Annotated in this window: 20 protein-coding genes; 14 read left to right on the plus strand and 6 right to left on the minus strand. The window is 46.7% G+C overall.

Annotation, left to right across the window (positions count from 1 at the left end; all coding sequences use genetic code 11):
• The first annotated feature begins 132 nt into the window (after nt 1–132).
• From AXF12_RS03470 to AXF12_RS03535, 14 genes are all read left to right on the plus strand, one after another.
• Nucleotides 133–867: a hypothetical protein gene (locus AXF12_RS03470; RefSeq protein ID WP_066428359.1), complete on the plus strand. Its 735-nt coding sequence runs from the start codon at nt 133–135 to the stop codon at nt 865–867.
• A gap of 76 nt (nt 868–943) precedes the next feature.
• Nucleotides 944–1,402 carry a DUF4268 domain-containing protein gene (locus AXF12_RS03475; RefSeq protein WP_066428360.1) on the plus strand — a complete coding sequence of 153 codons (459 nt, stop codon included), beginning with the start codon at nt 944–946 and terminating at the stop codon, nt 1,400–1,402.
• Between the two features lie 9 nt (nt 1,403–1,411).
• On the plus strand, nt 1,412–2,263 hold the full coding sequence (locus tag AXF12_RS03480; RefSeq protein WP_066428361.1) for a hypothetical protein: 852 nt from the start codon (nt 1,412–1,414) through the stop codon (nt 2,261–2,263).
• Between the two features lies 1 nt (nt 2,264).
• Complete coding sequence (locus AXF12_RS03485; protein ID WP_066428363.1) at nt 2,265–3,260, plus strand: DNA adenine methylase; 996 nt, start codon at nt 2,265–2,267, stop codon at nt 3,258–3,260.
• Nucleotides 3,261–3,272: 12 nt separating this feature from the next.
• Entirely contained in the window at nt 3,273–3,827 is a 555-nt protein-coding gene (locus AXF12_RS03490; RefSeq protein WP_066428364.1) for a TlpA family protein disulfide reductase, read from the plus strand.
• Entirely contained in the window at nt 3,828–4,373 is a 546-nt protein-coding gene (locus AXF12_RS03495; protein ID WP_066428365.1) for an RNA 2'-phosphotransferase, read from the plus strand.
• A gap of 27 nt (nt 4,374–4,400) precedes the next feature.
• Entirely contained in the window at nt 4,401–4,787 is a 387-nt protein-coding gene (locus tag AXF12_RS03500; protein ID WP_066428366.1) for a hypothetical protein, read from the plus strand.
• Nucleotides 4,788–5,069: 282 nt separating this feature from the next.
• Nucleotides 5,070–6,521 (plus strand): Fe-S cluster assembly protein SufB, encoded by a 1,452-nt coding sequence (gene sufB, locus AXF12_RS03505; protein WP_066428367.1) that lies wholly within the window; start codon nt 5,070–5,072, stop codon nt 6,519–6,521.
• Between the two features lie 35 nt (nt 6,522–6,556).
• On the plus strand, nt 6,557–6,973 hold the full coding sequence (gene uraH, locus AXF12_RS03510) for a hydroxyisourate hydrolase (RefSeq protein WP_066428369.1): 417 nt from the start codon (nt 6,557–6,559) through the stop codon (nt 6,971–6,973).
• Nucleotides 6,974–7,279: 306 nt separating this feature from the next.
• Nucleotides 7,280–7,600: a hypothetical protein gene (locus AXF12_RS03515; RefSeq protein ID WP_066428371.1), complete on the plus strand. Its 321-nt coding sequence runs from the start codon at nt 7,280–7,282 to the stop codon at nt 7,598–7,600.
• 213 nt (nt 7,601–7,813) lie between these two features.
• Nucleotides 7,814–8,557 carry a Fe-S cluster assembly ATPase SufC gene (gene sufC, locus AXF12_RS03520; protein ID WP_066431732.1) on the plus strand — a complete coding sequence of 248 codons (744 nt, stop codon included), beginning with the start codon at nt 7,814–7,816 and terminating at the stop codon, nt 8,555–8,557.
• 111 nt (nt 8,558–8,668) lie between these two features.
• The gene (sufD, locus tag AXF12_RS03525) at nt 8,669–9,958 is read left to right on the plus strand and encodes a Fe-S cluster assembly protein SufD (protein WP_066428374.1); all 1,290 of its coding nucleotides are present in this window, start codon (nt 8,669–8,671) and stop codon (nt 9,956–9,958) included.
• Between the two features lie 39 nt (nt 9,959–9,997).
• A complete protein-coding gene (locus AXF12_RS03530; protein ID WP_066428376.1) occupies nt 9,998–10,555 on the plus strand; it encodes a Crp/Fnr family transcriptional regulator in 558 nt (185 codons plus the stop codon).
• Between the two features lie 75 nt (nt 10,556–10,630).
• Entirely contained in the window at nt 10,631–11,317 is a 687-nt protein-coding gene (locus tag AXF12_RS03535) for an L-2-amino-thiazoline-4-carboxylic acid hydrolase (protein WP_066428378.1), read from the plus strand.
• 91 nt (nt 11,318–11,408) lie between these two features.
• Here AXF12_RS03535 and AXF12_RS03540 read toward each other — a convergent pair whose 3' ends face one another.
• The 6 genes from AXF12_RS03540 to AXF12_RS03565 form a co-directional block, all read right to left on the minus strand.
• Nucleotides 11,409–12,110 (minus strand): LytR/AlgR family response regulator transcription factor, encoded by a 702-nt coding sequence (locus AXF12_RS03540; RefSeq protein WP_066428380.1) that lies wholly within the window; start codon nt 12,108–12,110, stop codon nt 11,409–11,411.
• A gap of 3 nt (nt 12,111–12,113) precedes the next feature.
• On the minus strand, nt 12,114–13,109 hold the full coding sequence (locus tag AXF12_RS03545) for a sensor histidine kinase (RefSeq protein WP_066428382.1): 996 nt from the start codon (nt 13,107–13,109) through the stop codon (nt 12,114–12,116).
• Nucleotides 13,106–13,333, minus strand: a complete 228-nt coding sequence (locus AXF12_RS03550) for a hypothetical protein (RefSeq protein WP_009410383.1) — start codon at nt 13,331–13,333, stop codon at nt 13,106–13,108. Before AXF12_RS03550 ends, AXF12_RS03545 begins: the two co-directional genes overlap by 4 nt.
• Before the next feature lie 37 nt (nt 13,334–13,370).
• Nucleotides 13,371–14,591 carry an ABC transporter permease gene (locus tag AXF12_RS03555; protein WP_066428385.1) on the minus strand — a complete coding sequence of 407 codons (1,221 nt, stop codon included), beginning with the start codon at nt 14,589–14,591 and terminating at the stop codon, nt 13,371–13,373.
• 77 nt (nt 14,592–14,668) lie between these two features.
• Entirely contained in the window at nt 14,669–15,424 is a 756-nt protein-coding gene (locus tag AXF12_RS03560) for an ABC transporter ATP-binding protein (RefSeq protein ID WP_066428392.1), read from the minus strand.
• Complete coding sequence (locus tag AXF12_RS03565; protein WP_066428394.1) at nt 15,421–16,680, minus strand: efflux RND transporter periplasmic adaptor subunit; 1,260 nt, start codon at nt 16,678–16,680, stop codon at nt 15,421–15,423. The genes AXF12_RS03560 and AXF12_RS03565 overlap by 4 nt, the downstream gene beginning before the upstream one ends.
• Nucleotides 16,681–16,703: the final 23 nt, after the last annotated feature.

Here is a 16,703-nt window from a genome sequence, read left to right on the forward strand (position 1 = left end):
ACAAAGCTTTCGAGGTTCTTTTGCTTTTACCAAACAAACTAAACCCTACCCTTTGCTAATTCATTTTTTATCTGTACCTTTGCCGCTCAGTTTCTGGTGTATACTAACCCCTAACCACTAAACAAATAACAGATGAAAAAAATAATCACATTAGTAGTCATTCTCTTGCCGCTGCTGGCAATGGCAGGAGATATCTATGTAGTGGTACCTAACAGGTTTTCGTTTCAAAAAGAAGATAACCAGTACCAATTGGGCAGTCTTACCAAGTTCCTCTTAGAGAAAGAGGGTTTTAAAGTGTACTTTGAAAACGAGGTACCCCAAGAGCTACTTAACAATGCCTGCGATGGCTTGCGGGCAGACCTCAAAAACACCTCTGGACTGATGACCAGCAAGCTACAGCTCGTACTGATCGGCTGCAAGGGCAAGGAGGTCTACACCTCAGAGGTGGGCAAGAGCCGCGAGAAGGAATACCGCAAATCCTATCAGGAAGCACTGCGCAATGCCTTTAAGGGCACGGCTTTGGCGGAGTTTAAGAAGAGCTATCGCAGTGGTCAGGGGGCAGTAGTCAATAGTCAGAGGTCAGAAGTGAGTAGCGAGCAACAAGCCTCAAACTCCACACCCCAAACCTCACACCTCACCTTGTACGCCAAAAAAACAGACGGTGGCTATGAGCTATACGAAGAAAAGACGAACGAGCTACGGTATCGTCTGCGTACCACTTTTGCCCCTGAGGTATTTTTAGTGCAGGAAATCGGCACCAACACCAATGGCGTATTGCAAAAGGACAAAGAAGGTCAATGGCGATTTACCTTCGTCAGAGGCTTGGAAGGTAGAGAAGAGAGCCTTGAGACTGTGATAAAGTTTTAGTGCGCAGCCGCACGGGCAAATTAATCGTTAAACATTAAACTGTGCACTATACACTGTGCACTAATCACTAAGAGACGTGTATAGCAAAGCAGAAGCAAAAGCCTTGCGGCAGGAGTTTTGGATTTCCTTTGGGAAGTCGTTTCCGCGCAAATGGACGTTATACGACACGAAGATCAAGGATTTTAGTTTTAAGTTTTTCTTTGATCGCAAGTGTGCTATGGTGCTCATTGCCATTGAGCCTACCGACCCAGAGCGGCGAGAAGAACTGTGGAACCGAATGTTGGCGGTAAGGGCTCGCCTTACGGAGGATTACCTACCTGAGGCGGTGTTTGAGCAGCGGCATTTTACGGAGACAGGCAAGGAGATTGCCCGCGTGTATGTAAAGCACGAGGGGGTGAATATCCACAACAAAGAGACGTGGGGAGAGGCGATGGCGTTTTTGAATGAGGCGATGGGCAAAATGGAGGCGTTTTGGGAACTCTATAAGGATGTGCTCCAAGATGATGAGTGGTATGAATATACGGAAATGATTTAATAAAAAACAATGAGAGACATTAAGCGTACTATTGACACGGAGGTAGTTAAAAAGATTTTTGCTAATAAAGTAAATGCTATTTCATTTTTGCAACTATTGGGTAAAGATTCAAAGGTATTAAACAAGCTGAAGCCTGTTGAGGTGTATGGCGAAGTGGTGCGACAATGGGATTATGAAAAGGCAAGAGTTGCTATTAGGCAGCTTTTTAAGCAGAGCAAGAAGTTTAGCAGCGGTACGCAAGCAGAGCATACTATTGAGATATTGCTAACTGAGTGGCAGCAATTGGGGTTAGGCAATGTTGATTGGCCTTTTTCACAAGGTCAGTTTGATGCCTTTGTACAATCGCTTAATAGTGAAGAAAGCAATAGAACAGAGAAAGATGAGAAAGTAAAGATTGCTGCTGTAAAGTACCGCCGTATTAAAGAGCTCAATACAGAGCGCAACGATTTTTTAGAGACATTAGTTTTCTTGAAAAATGAGCAGATTATACCAACCTTATCGCATAGCAAGGGGGTTGATTTCTTTATTGACGGCATTAGCTTCGACCAAAAAGTAGCTCGTAGTGTAACCACTGAGTTTAAGCGTGATTTTGGGGTAGCGTGGCGAGCAGCGGCTTTGGAGCATCCTGAAAAAGTAGCTGAATATCTTTATACGTATCAAGATGAAGGGCGTTTTGGGGCGATACCACGCTTGTTTATTGTCTATTTAGATGAGAATATTTCGCCTTTAAAGATAAAACAAACCATTGAGGAGGCAACACTAAACCTTCCGTTAGAAGTTACTTTTAACTTCAAACATAAAGACGGGAGAACCGTTACTTACAGAACATTTGCTTTTGTAATTTTACTAACAAACGATTGAGATGAATTACATAGGTTCAAAATATAAATTATCGAGTTTTATTCATAAGAGTATTACTTCCGTAGTGGGTAATGACTTATCGGATAAGGTGTTTTGCGATCTCTTTGCAGGTACAGGGGCTATTGGGCGGGTATTTAAGAAGCAAGTACGTCAGGTGATTAGCAACGATATGCAGTATTACAGCTATGTACTCAATAAAAATTACATTGAAAATCACCAGCCTATAAACTACGAAACACATATCGCTATTCTTAATAATCTCACAGGCGAAGAGGGTTTTATCTATCGAGAATACGCAGAAGGGGGCAGTGGTGGGCGCAACTATTTTAAGGCAGCAAATGGGCGGCGTATTGATGCTATCCGCCGCAAGATAGCTGAGTGGAAACAGGAGGGGAGTATCAGTGAGGAACAATATTACTTTTTGCTCGCCTCGCTACTCGAAAGTGCTGATAAGGTGGCTAATACCGCCTCTGTATACGGGGCTTTTTTAAAGCATATCAAGGTTTCAGCACAGAAAGATTTGGTGGTAGAACCTGCGCTCTTTGCTGTCAATACCAATGAGCACAAGGTCTACAATGAGGATAGTAACCAGCTTATACGCCGCATTAGTGGCGATATACTTTATCTGGATCCGCCGTACAACGCGAGAGAGTACGGGGCTAATTATCACCTGCTCAATACTATTGCGCGTTATGAGCCTTTTACGCCTAAAGGTAAAACAGGTTTGCCTCCTTATAACAAATCGCGCTATTGCAAGAAGTCAGAAGTGATGCGTGCCTTTGAAGAGCTGTTGTACCACGCGGAGTTTAAGTATATATTTTTAAGTTATAACAATGAGGGATTGATGCCTTGTGAGCTTATCCGCGAAACGATGGAAAAGTACGGTCGTTATGACCTATTGCAAACCGATTACCAACGTTTTAAAGCTGACAAGGAGGAAAACCGTAACCATAAAGCCAGCAGTACAGTAGAATATCTGCACGTGTTGGAATTGTAATATAAAAAAACAATGAAGAAAAAGACAATCATCAATTTAGTACTCATATTGGCAGTACTATCGTTATTTGTAACCCCGCTGGGCTATGAGTGTAAGGTGCTCTTGCAGCGGGTATTTGCGGGCAGCGTGGAGATACTGCCTAAAGATAAGCAGTACGCTATCGACTGCGATTGGAAACTCAAAGACCGCAACAATGCCGAGTTTAACTTTGCGCAGAGCAAGGAGCACGGCAAGGCAGCAGTGGTCTACTTTTGGTCGAGCTGGCGCGTGGTGAGTGTGGCGGATTTGTATGCCATTGAAAAGCTCTACAACGACTACAAGGACAAGGTGGATTTCTACATCATCACCAACGAGTTGCCTGCTCCTGTTGATGAGCTGATGGCAAAGCGTGGCTTTAACTTTAAGGTTACATACCTTATCATCGGGGAGAAGATGCCTTTTAATGCTGAGGAGATTCCTTCGGGTTTTGTAGTGGATAAGAACGGGGTAGTACGCGCACAGAAGATCGGTACAGGGCGATGGAATAGCGATGCGGTAAGACAACTATTAGATGAGATTAGCAAATAAATGCGCGAGATAAACAAAAAGCAAATCAGTAAGTTCTTAAGCCTAATACTGCGGCATCAACCTGAGGAGATTGGTATCACCTTAGATGCCAATGGTTGGGCGGATGTTCAGGAACTTATCGACAAGATGGGTAAACGCTATCCTATCGATAGGGCGTTGCTGAAAAGCATTGTTGCTGAGGATGAGAAGCAGCGTTATGTCTTTAATGATAAGGGTACAAAAATACGGGCGCAGCAGGGGCATTCGGTGTCGGTGGATATGGAGTTTGAGGTGCAAGAGCCACCCGAATACTTGTATCACGGCACGGCAACGCGCTTTATGGCGTCTATCCGCAAGGAGGGCTTGCTACCCCAATCGCGGCAGTATGTGCACCTGAGTAAGTTCCTCGCCACCGCCACCAAAGTAGGGCAACGTCACGGCTCGGTTGTCGTCCTCACCATAAGGGCAGGAGCTATGCATCGTGCGGGCTATGCGTTTTACCTTTCGGGCAACGGCGTTTGGCTTACCAAAGAAGTGCCCGCTGCGTATATAGCCTTTAAAGAATAGATTAAAATTTTCCACAAAGTTACTCTTATGAAAAACATAGCCATACAGCCCGAACTACTGCCTGCGCTCTATCTCAGTTATATTGAGAATACAGATAGAAAAGAGGTGCAACTCGGCAGATACAATACTTTTACGCTCTACACTTTAGAGGAGCTGTTTGAGGAAATTAGTGTTGATGAGCGCAAGAACATAGAGCTCTATTTGGTGCGTGAGTATGCCCAGACAATGCAAGAGGTAGGCATAGAATTTGAAGAGGGCGAGCAGAAACTCTTAGCGCACTCCCTGACCATAGGCTACGATAATACAGAAGCCTTGTTTATTGATGAGCGCGAGGTGGATAGCCCGCTGTATGTCTATTATCCTGATGGTGGCGACATAGAGAAGAAAAAGAAAAGAGTGTCGCAATTGAAGTGATAAGTGGAGAGAGAAATGAGAAAGGAGAAGTGAGAACTCAGCAAGCAGTATAAACCTCTACTCCCTATTTCCTGCCTTCTAATTTCTAATTCCTAATTTCTACTCCTCATCACTATTATTTATAATTAATATAAAAAACTTATCCTTCTTTTATTATTATTCCAAATATTTATCGTAATTTTGCCGCTCGGTAGTGAGGGTGGTTTCCTCCACGTGGAGAACCGCATCCTCCTTGTAGGCTGCTTTTCAAATGATTAGAGCAGCTTAATTATCACATATAAAATGGCTAAATATACAGAAGAAGACTTAAAGCAAGAGCTTGAGACGAGTGAATATAAGTACGGATTTTACACCGATATAGAGGCGGACACCTTCCCCAAAGGGCTTAATGAGGATACCGTTCGCGCGCTCTCGGCAAAAAAGAACGAGCCCGAGTGGATGACACAGTGGCGCCTCGAGGCGTTTCGTATTTGGCAACAGATGGAACGTCCGCCACATTGGGCTAAACTCACTTTTGAGGAGCCCGACTTTCAGGACATCTCCTACTACTCTGCGCCAAAGCAGAAACCAAAGGTGAACAGCTTGGACGAGGTAGATCCGCAGCTCTTAGAAACCTTTAACAAGCTCGGTATCTCCTTAGAAGAACAAAAACGACTCTCGGGAGTGGCTGTCGATGTGGTGATGGACTCCGTATCAGTGAAGACCACCTTCCAAAAGACCTTAGAGGAGCGCGGCATCATCTTTTGCGCCATCTCCGAGGCGATACAAAAGCATCCCGACTTAGTGCGAAAATACATCGGCAGCGTCGTGCCGCGCACCGACAATTTCTACGCCGCCCTCAACTCGGCGGTATTCAGCGATGGGTCGTTTTGCTACGTGCCCAAAGGCGTGCGTTGCCCTATGGAGCTTTCTACCTACTTCCGCATCAATCAGGCAGGAACGGGGCAGTTTGAGCGCACCCTCCTCATTGTGGATGAAGACGCCTACGTGTCGTATCTCGAGGGTTGCACGGCTCCCCAGCGCGATGAAAACCAGCTCCACGCAGCGGTCGTAGAGCTTATTGCTTTGGACGGAGGCGAGATAAAGTATTCCACCGTGCAGAACTGGTATCCCGGAGATAAGGACGGCAAGGGCGGGGTGTATAACTTCGTTACCAAACGTGGGATGGCAGGCAAAAACTCCAAAATATCGTGGACGCAAGTGGAGACAGGTTCCGCCGTAACCTGGAAATACCCTTCCGTGGTGCTTAAAGGCGATGGCGCCATTGGGGAGTTCTATTCCATAGCTGTTACGAACCATTTCCAGCAGGCGGACACAGGCACTAAGATGATTCACCTCGGCAACAACACCAAATCGACTATTATCTCAAAGGGGATATCGGCGGGACGCTCGCAGAACAGTTACCGCGGCTTGGTGAAGGTCGTGGCAGGGGCGGAGAACGCGCGCAACTTCTCGCAGTGCGATTCCCTCCTGATGGGCAGCGAGTGCGGGGCACATACTTTTCCTTATATCGAAGTGAAGAACCCCACCGCACAAGTGGAGCACGAAGCCACCACCTCGAAGATAGGCGAGGATCAGATATTTTACTGCAACCAACGCGGCATCGACACCGAGAAAGCCATTTCGCTCATCGTAAACGGCTTCGGGAAGGAGGTTCTCAATAAACTTCCAATGGAATTTGCTGTGGAGGCACAGAAATTATTAGAGATTTCACTCGAGGGAAGTGTAGGGTAAGATTTAATTTAGTTGGATAAAACTTTAAGTAAACAATGAAAAGAGTATTATTTGTATTATTATTTGTTGTGAATGTAGGATTATATGCCCAGAAAAGTGGAGATTTCCAACTTTCAAGTCATATATTGGATATTTCAGTAGGGAAACCAGCCCCCGGAGTTGAGGTTGAGTTAGAAAAGTACAACGATACTTCCCGACAGTGGGTTTTTGTCGCTAAAAAGAAGACGGACACTAATGGAAGGATTCCTGACTTTTTGCCTATTCTCAATGGAAAAGCTAATAACCACGGGAAATACAGGCTACGGTTCTTAACAGAGAATTATTTTATGAATCAGAAAGTGGAGAGCTTTTATCCTTATATCGAAGTAGTATTCCAGATTAAGGATGATCAGCATTATCACGTGCCTATCACGCTTTCACCTTTTGGATATGCCACTTATAGAGGAAATTAGTTGTTTTTAATCGTAAAACAGTTTTATAAGGAGTTCTACCAACAAATTATTGAAGTGATTTAGTGTAAAAATACAATAATTGACGTTGATTTCTCTCTAATAGAGTTTATAATAGAAGAAAATTAAGTGTAGGAGCTTTTCCTACAAGTGTAGGAAGAGTTCCTACAAGTGTAGGAGCGTTATCTACAAGTGTAGGAGGAGTTCCTACAAGTGTAGGAGCATTATTTACAAGTGTAGGAAGAGTTCCTACATATATATAAGGTGAAAATTTAGTAATTTTAATAATAATTTAAAAAAAGTAGAATTATGAGCGCACCAAAAAAGAGTTTTGCGGATGTAATTGCACAAGCAGGATTGTTCGCAACAGGAATGAAAGACAATGCTACAGAACTAGCCAAACGTGGTGCCGACGAGGCATTTGTTCAGAAGATTGTTACAACAACAGAGAAGGTTGTGCAATTAAACAATGAACAAGAAAAATTAAAAGCTTCTTTAAAAGGTAAAACTGAGGAGTACACCAAAGAAATGGAGGAACTCAGTAAATTACTTGCCGAAGCGAGAAAAGTCATCAAACTCTCTTTGCCACAAACCGCTTGGGTGCAGTTTGGCATTGAGGACAAGCACTAAAAAGACACTCCGGCAGTGCGCCACACAGGGCAAACCATCGGCGCACTGCGGGAGCTTTTGGGTGAAGTGGAGCTGGTATTCAGATAACTGAAGGGACTGGTGGCTATCGTGCGCACTGCTGTGAAAGACTTTCATCAGAGGCAGCGCAAAGTGGATCGCCCCCGCATCCATCTGCCTATTTTAGTGAACTTAACAGATAAAAACAACAGAAAAATGTTACAGATAAACAACTTACACGCCGGCGTTGAGGGCAAGGAAATCCTCAAGGGCATCAACTTGGAGATAAAGGCGGGCGAAGTGCACGCCATTATGGGTCCTAATGGGGCAGGAAAGTCCACCCTCTCGGGAGTGATCGCTGGCAATGAGAACTTTGTGATCACCCAAGGGGACATCCTCCTCGAAGGCGAGAGTCTTATCAATGATGCGCCTGAGGAGCGTGCTCACAAGGGGATATTTATGTCCTTTCAGTATCCGGTGGAAATCCCAGGCATTTCGGTTACCAACTTCATCAAAACAGCTATCAACGAGACGCGGAAAGCTAAGGGACTGCCCGAGATGCCCGCCAAAGAACTCCTCCAAAAGATCCGCGAGAAGGCGGCACTCTTAGAAATCAATCCGGACTTCCTTTCCCGCTCGCTTAACGAAGGTTTCTCAGGCGGGGAGAAGAAGCGCAATGAGATTTTCCAGATGGCAATGTTGGAACCAAAGCTCGCCATACTCGATGAGACCGATTCCGGCTTGGATATCGACGCCCTCCGTGTGGTGGCTGGTGGCGTCAATAAGCTTCGAAGCCAAGACAATGCCGTGATCGTCATCACCCACTATCAGCGACTGTTGGATTACATCGTTCCCGACTTCGTACACGTATTAGCAGACGGGCGCATAGTGAAGTCAGGAGGCAAAGAGTTGGCTTTAGAATTAGAAGAAAAAGGGTACGACTGGATAAAAGAACAATGATGAATGTTCAATGATTAATGATTAATGAAGCAGCTTGATATAAGTATAAATCAACTTTCGCAGCTCGTTCCTAATCCCTATTCCTTAATCCCTAACCACTAAATAACAACAATGGACTTAAAAGATACCATCATAAACTATTATAAAACCCTGCCGCAAGATGCGCTAAGCGATATTCGCGTAGAGGCTTTTGCGCGCTTTATAGAGAAAGGCTTCCCCTTAGCGAAGCAAGAGGCATGGAAGTATACTTCGGTGAAGGAACTTTTGGATTACAGCTTCGAGGTGCGAACTTCAAGCTCCAGCACCTCAGAGCTCAGACCTCACACCTCAGAGCTCATACCCCGCACCTCGAAGCTCGTCTTCGTCAATGGTGTTCTCAACGAAAACCTATCGGATTACAAGGGGGCGGAGATTGAGATTTGTTCCTTGCAAGAGGCGATGACCTCCGACAAGTATGCGGAGCTGTTGCGCCACTATTACGGAAAGAATACCGACCTTGAGGAGCCTTTTAGCGCGTTGAATACCGTTGTGAGTGAGGTCGGGGCGTTTGTGCGGGTGAAGCGCGGCAAGGCTATCGAAGTGCCTGTGGAGCTCGTCTACCTTACTGATTCACAACCCAAGCCGTTTTTTACCCACGTACGCAACTTTATCTACGTGGAAGAAGCCGCCGAGGTGCATATCATTGAGCGGCACCACAGTTTTTCACCCGAGACGGTGCTTACCAACAGCGTTACCGAGGTGTTTGTAGAGAAAAATGCCTTGCTCGACTATTATAAACTGCAAAACGACCGCGAGAATGCGCTCCTCATCGACAATACGTACGTCTCACAAGAGGAGAACAGCCACGCCGCAGTGCATACCTTCTCTTTTGGGGGCAAAACCACGCGCAACAACTTGAATTTCTTCCATAGAGGCGAGCATATCGAGTCCACCTTAAAGGGGCTGACCATCCTCAAAGGCAATCAGCACGTGGATCACTACACTTTTGTGGAGCACGCTTTGCCTAACTGCGAAAGTCATCAGGATTACAAGAGCATCGTAGATGAGGAGGCGATCAACGTGTTCAACGGGAAGATTCTCGTGGAGAAGATCGCCCAGAAAACGAATGCGTATCAGCAGAATGACAACATTATCCTCAATCCCAAGGCGGCGGTATACACCAAACCACAATTGGAGATCTTTGCCGATGATGTAAAGTGTTCGCACGGCTGCACGGTAGGCTCTCTCAACCCCGATTCACTGTTCTACTTACAGGCGCGAGGTATCCCCAAGAAGGAGGCAGCCGCCCTCCTAACGTATGCTTTCGCCAACACGGTGATGCAAACGGTGCGAATACCCGAGCTGGCTTCCTACCTCAATAAAATCATCGCCGGAAAGTTGGGGGTAACGATTGATTTTTAGTAGGAAGGGGTTAAGGAGTAAGGAATAAGGAATAGAGAGATGGAGCGACTTATCAACTTGATACATAAACTATTGCCAAAGGTGGAGGTAAGCGAGGCAATGCTTGAGCCGTATTTCCTTCACCAAGATCTGGCAAAGGGCGAAGAGCTTCTGCACTTAGGACAGGTGTGTAGAAGCTATTTTTTTGTCAGTAAGGGGCTGCTACGGGTGTATTTCCTCAACGATGGAGAGGAGTACACGAGTTTTTTTGCCTTTGAGGACTATTTTTTCACCGAGATAGAGAGCTTTCTCAGTGCTAAGGGTTCAAACTTTTCCATTGTAGCCACCGAAAAGAGCGATATACTCCTAATCGACCGCGATAACCTCTCCCTTCTTTCGGAGAAATACCCTTTTTGGAACACTTTCTTCTTAAAAATACACGAGCAAACACAGCTACACCTCATCGAGGCAATCCACTCCTTTCAGATAGCCTCCGCCAAAGAGCGTTACGAGCAACTCTTTGCCTATCCGCGTTATCTCCAACGTGTAAAGCAAAAGGATCTTTCCACTATGCTCGGCATCACAAAGCACACTCTCAGCCGCCTACGTAAGAAATGACGAAATTGCCTTTTGGCAACTTTTATCCTCCTGCGGCAGTGTAATTTTGCACTGTATTTATAATTTATCAAACGTATGGAGACTTATAATGAGAATACTCTTTCCCCTTTGGAGTGTTTTGGCTGGATAGAAAAGGGTGTTTTTGATTATATCCAGCAAAATTCTTTATTGCGCAAAGCGGATTACGACCTTTTTAAGGAGATTTACCCTTCTACCTTTGCGAAGAACTTTAAAAAAGTACAATATCTTATCAAAAATGACTTAGATGAAGGCAATATACGCTTTGCGGTACTTGTGGCGAGTGTGTTTGAGTGCTTTCTGACGTTGAACATCCCCGAAGACGAGTCGTTGGAGCTTACCGATAGTTGTATCAATCAGCCGATGTACCCGCTGATCGTCGAGGGAACGCGCGCAGTGCTCGATACAGCTGAAAACCCTTTTGCGACAATTGTTTCTATTGCAAAACAACGTGAAGAACACTATTTTGGAGGTAGTTTTGACTTCGAAAGACTTATAGATACTGATTTCGGCTATGTTTTGCACATTAAGAAATGTCTTTTTCACGAAGTATTAACTGTTTTAGAGAGGAATGAGGTGCAATATATCTGTTGTAAGATGGATTTAGGTTGGATTGATGGTATTATCCCTCAAAAGCACGGTGTACAATTCGCTCGTCCAACTACTTTTGCCACAGGGCATACTTGCCAGATGTGGTTTTCATTACGAGAAAAGAGTGAGCAAAGAGTAGAGAGCAGAGAGTAAAGAGAAAAAAGAAGCGAGTAAGTTGTATCTACTCGCTTTTTTTGTGGATTATCCTATGATGCCTCTTGCCTAAAGCCTAATGCCTCCCAAACTACACCTGCGCACCATTGATATAGGCTTCAAAAGCCTCTCTATAACCTTCGGCAATGGTGATGCGCTGGCTCCCGAAGACGATCTGGTGTCGCTCGATGGTGGTTACTTTCTCCAAATTGACGATAAAGGATCGGTGCACGCGCATAAACTGCTCGGCGGGTAGCTCCTCGGTGAGTTTCTTCAGGCTTAAGAGGCTAAGCACAGGGCTGGGCTCGCTGCTGAGGTAGATCTTTACGTAATCCTTTAAGCCCTCGATGTAAAGGATGTCGCTGAGGGTTATCTTCACTTGTTTGTATTCCGACTTCACAAAGATATACGCCTTCTTCGGCTCTTTGGCGGTGGCGGCGAGGTGTAGCTGCTTTGCCTTCTCGGCAGTGGCGAGGAACTCCGCATAGTTAAAGGGCTTTAAGAGGTAGCCCACGGCATTGACCTTGTAGCCCTCGAGGGCATACTGATCGAAGGCGGTGGTAAAGACAATCATCGTGCGGGCGGGCAGTTGGTGCGAGAGGTCTAAGCCTGTGAGCTCTGGCATCTGTATGTCCATATACACGAGATCGACCTCGCCGTCACGATGGAAGAAGTCGAGCACCTCGAGCGCACTGCTGAACTTGCCTTCGAGCTGCAAGTAGGGCGTCTTCTGCACATAATTCTCAAGGAGCGCGAGTGCCATAGGTTCGTCGTCAACAATGATGGTTTTCATAGCTTATAAGATGATTTCTAAGGTTACGTAATAACGCCCTTCGCGCTCTGCCACCTCGTATCGATGGCGATCGGGATAGAGCAAAGCCAAGCGTTTTTGGAGGTTATCGATGCCGATCCCCGAGCTATACAAGTCGTTCGAGGAGGGGACGATGTCGTTTTCGGAGTAAAAAAGTATGCGCCCTTCTTCGGAAAGTAGTCGGAAGGAGATCTCGGTGTTTTCTAAGGTGGATACGCCGTGTTTGAAAGCGTTCTCCACCAAGGAGATGAAGAGTAGCGGCGCGATATGAAGCTCAGGCACCTGTCGGGGGAAATCAACCACCACGCGGGTTTTGTCGGTCAGGCGTAGGCGCATCAGGTCGATGTATTGGCGGAGGAAATCGATTTCGTCGGAAAGGGGGATGTACTCTTGGGAGCTCTTCTGCATAAAGTGGCGCATTAGTTTGCTCAGGCTGTGGACGCTCTCTTGGGCTTTCTCGGGCTTGATGGCTATGAGAGAGTAGATATTGTTGAGCGCATTGAAGAAAAAGTGGGGTTGCAGCTGGTATTTCAGTTGGGTGAGGTCGGCTTGTAGCTTCTGAGCTTGGGCTTCTTTCTGAGCAATTTCCAAAGAAAAGTTGCGTTGTGCATAGCGTATTGCCATTGCAAAGACTACTGGTAAGAGGTTCGAGAGGAAATCAAAATAGACAAAAGCGTGAAAAGGAGGCATCCTACGTCCATCTTTGCGGGGATTAAAGTATGAAAAAAGCTCATATTTGCTGTACGAAATACATAAAATGAGTGCCACTGCTACCAATATAAAAAGTATATATCGTTTTTTAAACCACAGTTTATCAATAAGCCAATAGAAACTGATGTAGAACAAAAACATCAAAAAAGGCAATGATATGAGCGAACGATAAAGAGCTTCCTCAAATCGGTGATTGCTTTCGGAGATAAAAATAAGGGCAGGCAAAATACAAACCACTGCCCAAGAGGCTATGTGTGTTAAGAATTTCATTCTTTATATTTTGATGTTTTTAAATAACTTTCTGTAAAACTCTTGATGATTTCAGAAGAATAGTCTCCTCCTTTGGCATAAGAGATACCCATAACTTCTAAAGCTATAGCTTGGCACTGCTCATCATTAATAGTAATGGCTTTACTATCTAATATTTCTCTAACAATAACCATACATTTTTGCAGGTCTTCTGTTGTAGCATAAGGAGGTAAAGTTATATTCATCAGCTTTTATTATTTCTAATTGCCTGTTTCTCTCGCACTACTCGTATCTGAGGGCGCTAATAGGTTCTAACTCGGCTGCTTTTCGGGCAGGATACCAACCGAAGAAAACCCCTGTAATGGTACATACTAAGAAGGATATTACAATAGAATACAAGGTAATGCTCACAGGCCAGCCCACGAAGGTGGCGACTACAAAGGTCGCGCCGAGCCCGATAATGACCCCGAGCACGCCGCCCGTGATGCTGATAAGCACCGACTCGATGAGGAACTGCATCAGGATGTCCTTGCCCTTGGCTCCAATGGCCATACGCAGCCCGATCTCCTTGGTGCGCTCTTTCACCGAGACGTACATTATGTTCATAATGCCGATACCGCCGACAATCAGCGATATGCTGGCGATAGCAACGAGCAGCATGGTGAGCATCTCGCTGGTGGAGCTGAATGTGGAGATGAGTTCTTGTTGCGAAAAGACGTTGAAGTCGTTGGCGTCATTGGCACCGAGATTGTGGGCGGCTTCGAGGATCTTCTTTACTTGGTTTACCGCCTCGTCCGACTTGCTTTCGTCTATCACAGAGGCTACGATGGATTGCAGGAAAGTTTGTGCGAGAATGCGCTTCTGCACGGTGGTGTAGGGTGCGAGGATAACGTCGTCTTGGTCTTGACCAAAGTTGCTTTCGCCCTTTTTGGCGAGCACGCCTATCACCTTAAAGGGGATATTCTTAAAGCGGATGGTCTGCCCAATGGGGCTGGTGCCGTCCTTAAATAGGTTTTTGGCGACCGTCTGCCCAATCACGGCGACCTTAGCAAAGGAGCTGATTTCATCCTCGCCAAACATCGCTCCCTCGGCAACGCTCCACTCGCGTATGGGTAGGTACTCGGCGTTTACGCCATAAATGCTCGTTGGCCAGTTGTTGCCGCCTGCGATGCTCTGCCCGTTGCCGCTGACCACAGGGGATACGTAGCGCAAGAGGGTGCCTTCTTTGCGCAATGCCTCATAGTCGGTCATTTTCAGGGATTGCATTTCGGACATACTCATACGCACGCCGCCCATCATCCCTGCACCAGGGCGTATGTTGAGCATATTGGTGCCCATCTTAGAGATGTTTTCCTTGATGCTCTGCTTAGAGCCTTCGCCAATGGCAAGCATCGTAATAACAGAGCCAACGCCGATGATGATACCGAGCATTGTAAGGATGGTGCGGGTCTTGTTGAGCAGGATAGCTCGCCACGCGATTCTGAATAGGTTTTTGATGTTCACGGCAATAATGTATAATTTATAGTGAATAATGTATAATCAGCTCTCAGCTATATACTAACTGTCTGTTCGGCTCGCACCTACCAATCTCTATCGGCGTTTTCTCGTTTCCACTTATCCAGCTCGGCAGTGGCATTGAGGCGATCGGTTACAGGGGTATCACTGATGATATGCCCATCTTTGAGCACTACAGTGCGGCGTGAGAAGCGTGCGATGTCGTCCTCGTGGGTAACAAAGCCTATCGTGCTACCGCTGTCGTTCAGGCGTTGAAAGAGCTTCATCACCTCGTAGGAAGTCTTGGTGTCGAGGTTGCCCGTAGCCTCATCGGCGAGTAGTATCACAGGGCGATTGACAAGGGCACGGGCTATTGCCACACGCTGCTGCTGACCGCCTGAGAGTTCGCTGGGCACGTGCGTGAGTCGGCTCTCTAAGCCCACACTGATGAGTGCCTCAATAGCGCGCTCACGGCGTTCTTTGGCGGAGATGGCAGGGTTGTATAAGAGTGGCAACTCCACGTTCTCAATAGCCGTAGTGCGCGCCAGTAGGTTGTACTGCTGGAAGACGAAGCCTATTTTGGTGTTGCGTATGGCTGCCAGCTGGTTGCGACTGAGGTCTTTAACGGCGATGCCGTCCAGCCGATACTCGCCACTGGTGGGGCGGTCAAGGCAACCGAGTATGTTCAGCAGGGTGGACTTGCCCGAGCCACTAGGTCCCATAATGGTTACGAACTCGCCCTCCTCCACGGTGAGGTCAATGCCTTTGAGAGCTTGGAGCGTCTCGCTGCCCATCTTAAACTCGCGGCGCAAGGCGTGTATGTCGATAATGGCTTTGCTCATTTTGCTTTGCTGTTATTGCGGCGTGGGGGGCCTTGCATAAACGGACTCTTCTTCTCGCCATTGTTATTACTATCGCTACTGCCGAGCTGCACAGGGCGATCTTGCGCTAAAGCAGTTACCACCTCATCACCTGCATTCAAGCCCTCTGTTACCTCTACGTTGATGCCATCACTGCTGCCTATGGTGATCGCCTTGGGGGTGAGGATGCCCTTGCTATCGATTGTCCACACTTGCTTGTGTTTGCCTTTGCCACCACGTGCTCCTCTGCCTTGTCTATCGCCACCTTTCGGCTCTGGGGCAGTGATGTGCTGCTGCTGATAATAGGCAGCAAGGGTCTGCGCATCGGGAGTGAAGTTAATCGCCTTGGCAGGGATGATGAGCACATCACGCAGCTCGCTGGTGTAGATGGCAATGGTAGCCGTAAGCCCTGGCTTGAGCTTCTCATCGGGGTTCTCTGCCTCTACGATCACCGTGTAGGTTACTACATTAGAACTCGTAGTGGGCGATAGGCGCACCTGCTTCACCACCCCGCTAAACTCCTCATTGGGGTACGAATCCACCGTAAAGCTCACTCGCTGCCCTACCTTCACCTGACCTATATCGGCCTCATCAACATTCACCTCCACTTGCATCTTGGTGAGGTCTTTGGCGATTTTAAAGAGCGTAGGGGCACTCATCTGCGCAGCTACTGTCTGCCCCTCCTCTACCTCACGGCTAAGGATAATACCATCGATAGGCGCGTAGATATTGGCATAGCCGAGATTGGTCTTTGCCTGATTAAGAGCCGTAAGCCGCTGCGTTACGGTTGCCTTAGCGTTGGTGTATTGGTAAGACGCCTGCTCATAGTCCTGCCTGCTAATCACTTGGGCATCGTAGAGCTGCTTCTGGCGGTTGTAGTTCTGCTGGTAGTAGTTCAGCTCATTAAGGGCAGAACTGTAGTTTGCCTGCGCATTCACTACCGCCTCTTGCAGGTTCACCTTGTCTAACTCAGCCAGCAGTTGCCCCTTCTTCACCTGCGAATTAAAGTCCACATATATCTTGCGGATAATGCCCGACACCTGCGTACCTACCTCCACCTCATCAACAGGCTGCACACTGCCCGTAGCGGTTACCTCAGTGGTAACATCACCCTTGCGAGCCGCCTCCTTTTGCAAAGTAATAAGGCTGGGCTTCTCGCTGAAAAAGAAGTGATACACTCCCCAGCCCACCACCGCTACAACCGCAGCGATGATAACGTATGTAATGGTTTTCTTCATATTATTATTTTATTTATTGCACT

The sequence above is a fragment of the Capnocytophaga haemolytica genome, from assembly GCF_001553545.1.
GTDB lineage: Bacteria > Bacteroidota > Bacteroidia > Flavobacteriales > Flavobacteriaceae > Capnocytophaga > Capnocytophaga haemolytica.

What these genes read in the sequence shown, in the direction of transcription:
- AXF12_RS03470 (WP_066428359.1), top strand. Translation starts at nt 133, where the DNA reads ATGAAAAAAATAATCACATTAGTAGTCATTCTCTTGCCGCTGCTGGCA.
- AXF12_RS03480 (WP_066428361.1), top strand. Translation starts at nt 1,412, where the DNA reads ATGAGAGACATTAAGCGTACTATTGACACGGAGGTAGTTAAAAAGATT.
- AXF12_RS03485 (WP_066428363.1), top strand. Translation starts at nt 2,265, where the DNA reads ATGAATTACATAGGTTCAAAATATAAATTATCGAGTTTTATTCATAAG.
- AXF12_RS03490 (WP_066428364.1), top strand. Translation starts at nt 3,273, where the DNA reads ATGAAGAAAAAGACAATCATCAATTTAGTACTCATATTGGCAGTACTA.
- AXF12_RS03495 (WP_066428365.1), top strand. Translation starts at nt 3,828, where the DNA reads ATGCGCGAGATAAACAAAAAGCAAATCAGTAAGTTCTTAAGCCTAATA.
- AXF12_RS03500 (WP_066428366.1), top strand. Translation starts at nt 4,401, where the DNA reads ATGAAAAACATAGCCATACAGCCCGAACTACTGCCTGCGCTCTATCTC.
- sufB (WP_066428367.1), top strand. Translation starts at nt 5,070, where the DNA reads ATGGCTAAATATACAGAAGAAGACTTAAAGCAAGAGCTTGAGACGAGT.
- uraH (WP_066428369.1), top strand. Translation starts at nt 6,557, where the DNA reads ATGAAAAGAGTATTATTTGTATTATTATTTGTTGTGAATGTAGGATTA.
- AXF12_RS03515 (WP_066428371.1), top strand. Translation starts at nt 7,280, where the DNA reads ATGAGCGCACCAAAAAAGAGTTTTGCGGATGTAATTGCACAAGCAGGA.
- sufC (WP_066431732.1), top strand. Translation starts at nt 7,814, where the DNA reads ATGTTACAGATAAACAACTTACACGCCGGCGTTGAGGGCAAGGAAATC.
- sufD (WP_066428374.1), top strand. Translation starts at nt 8,669, where the DNA reads ATGGACTTAAAAGATACCATCATAAACTATTATAAAACCCTGCCGCAA.
- AXF12_RS03530 (WP_066428376.1), top strand. Translation starts at nt 9,998, where the DNA reads ATGGAGCGACTTATCAACTTGATACATAAACTATTGCCAAAGGTGGAG.
- AXF12_RS03535 (WP_066428378.1), top strand. Translation starts at nt 10,631, where the DNA reads ATGGAGACTTATAATGAGAATACTCTTTCCCCTTTGGAGTGTTTTGGC.
- AXF12_RS03540 (WP_066428380.1), bottom strand. Translation starts at nt 12,110, where the DNA reads ATGAAAACCATCATTGTTGACGACGAACCTATGGCACTCGCGCTCCTT.
- AXF12_RS03545 (WP_066428382.1), bottom strand. Translation starts at nt 13,109, where the DNA reads ATGAAATTCTTAACACACATAGCCTCTTGGGCAGTGGTTTGTATTTTG.
- AXF12_RS03550 (WP_009410383.1), bottom strand. Translation starts at nt 13,333, where the DNA reads ATGAATATAACTTTACCTCCTTATGCTACAACAGAAGACCTGCAAAAA.
- AXF12_RS03560 (WP_066428392.1), bottom strand. Translation starts at nt 15,424, where the DNA reads ATGAGCAAAGCCATTATCGACATACACGCCTTGCGCCGCGAGTTTAAG.
- AXF12_RS03565 (WP_066428394.1), bottom strand. Translation starts at nt 16,680, where the DNA reads ATGAAGAAAACCATTACATACGTTATCATCGCTGCGGTTGTAGCGGTG.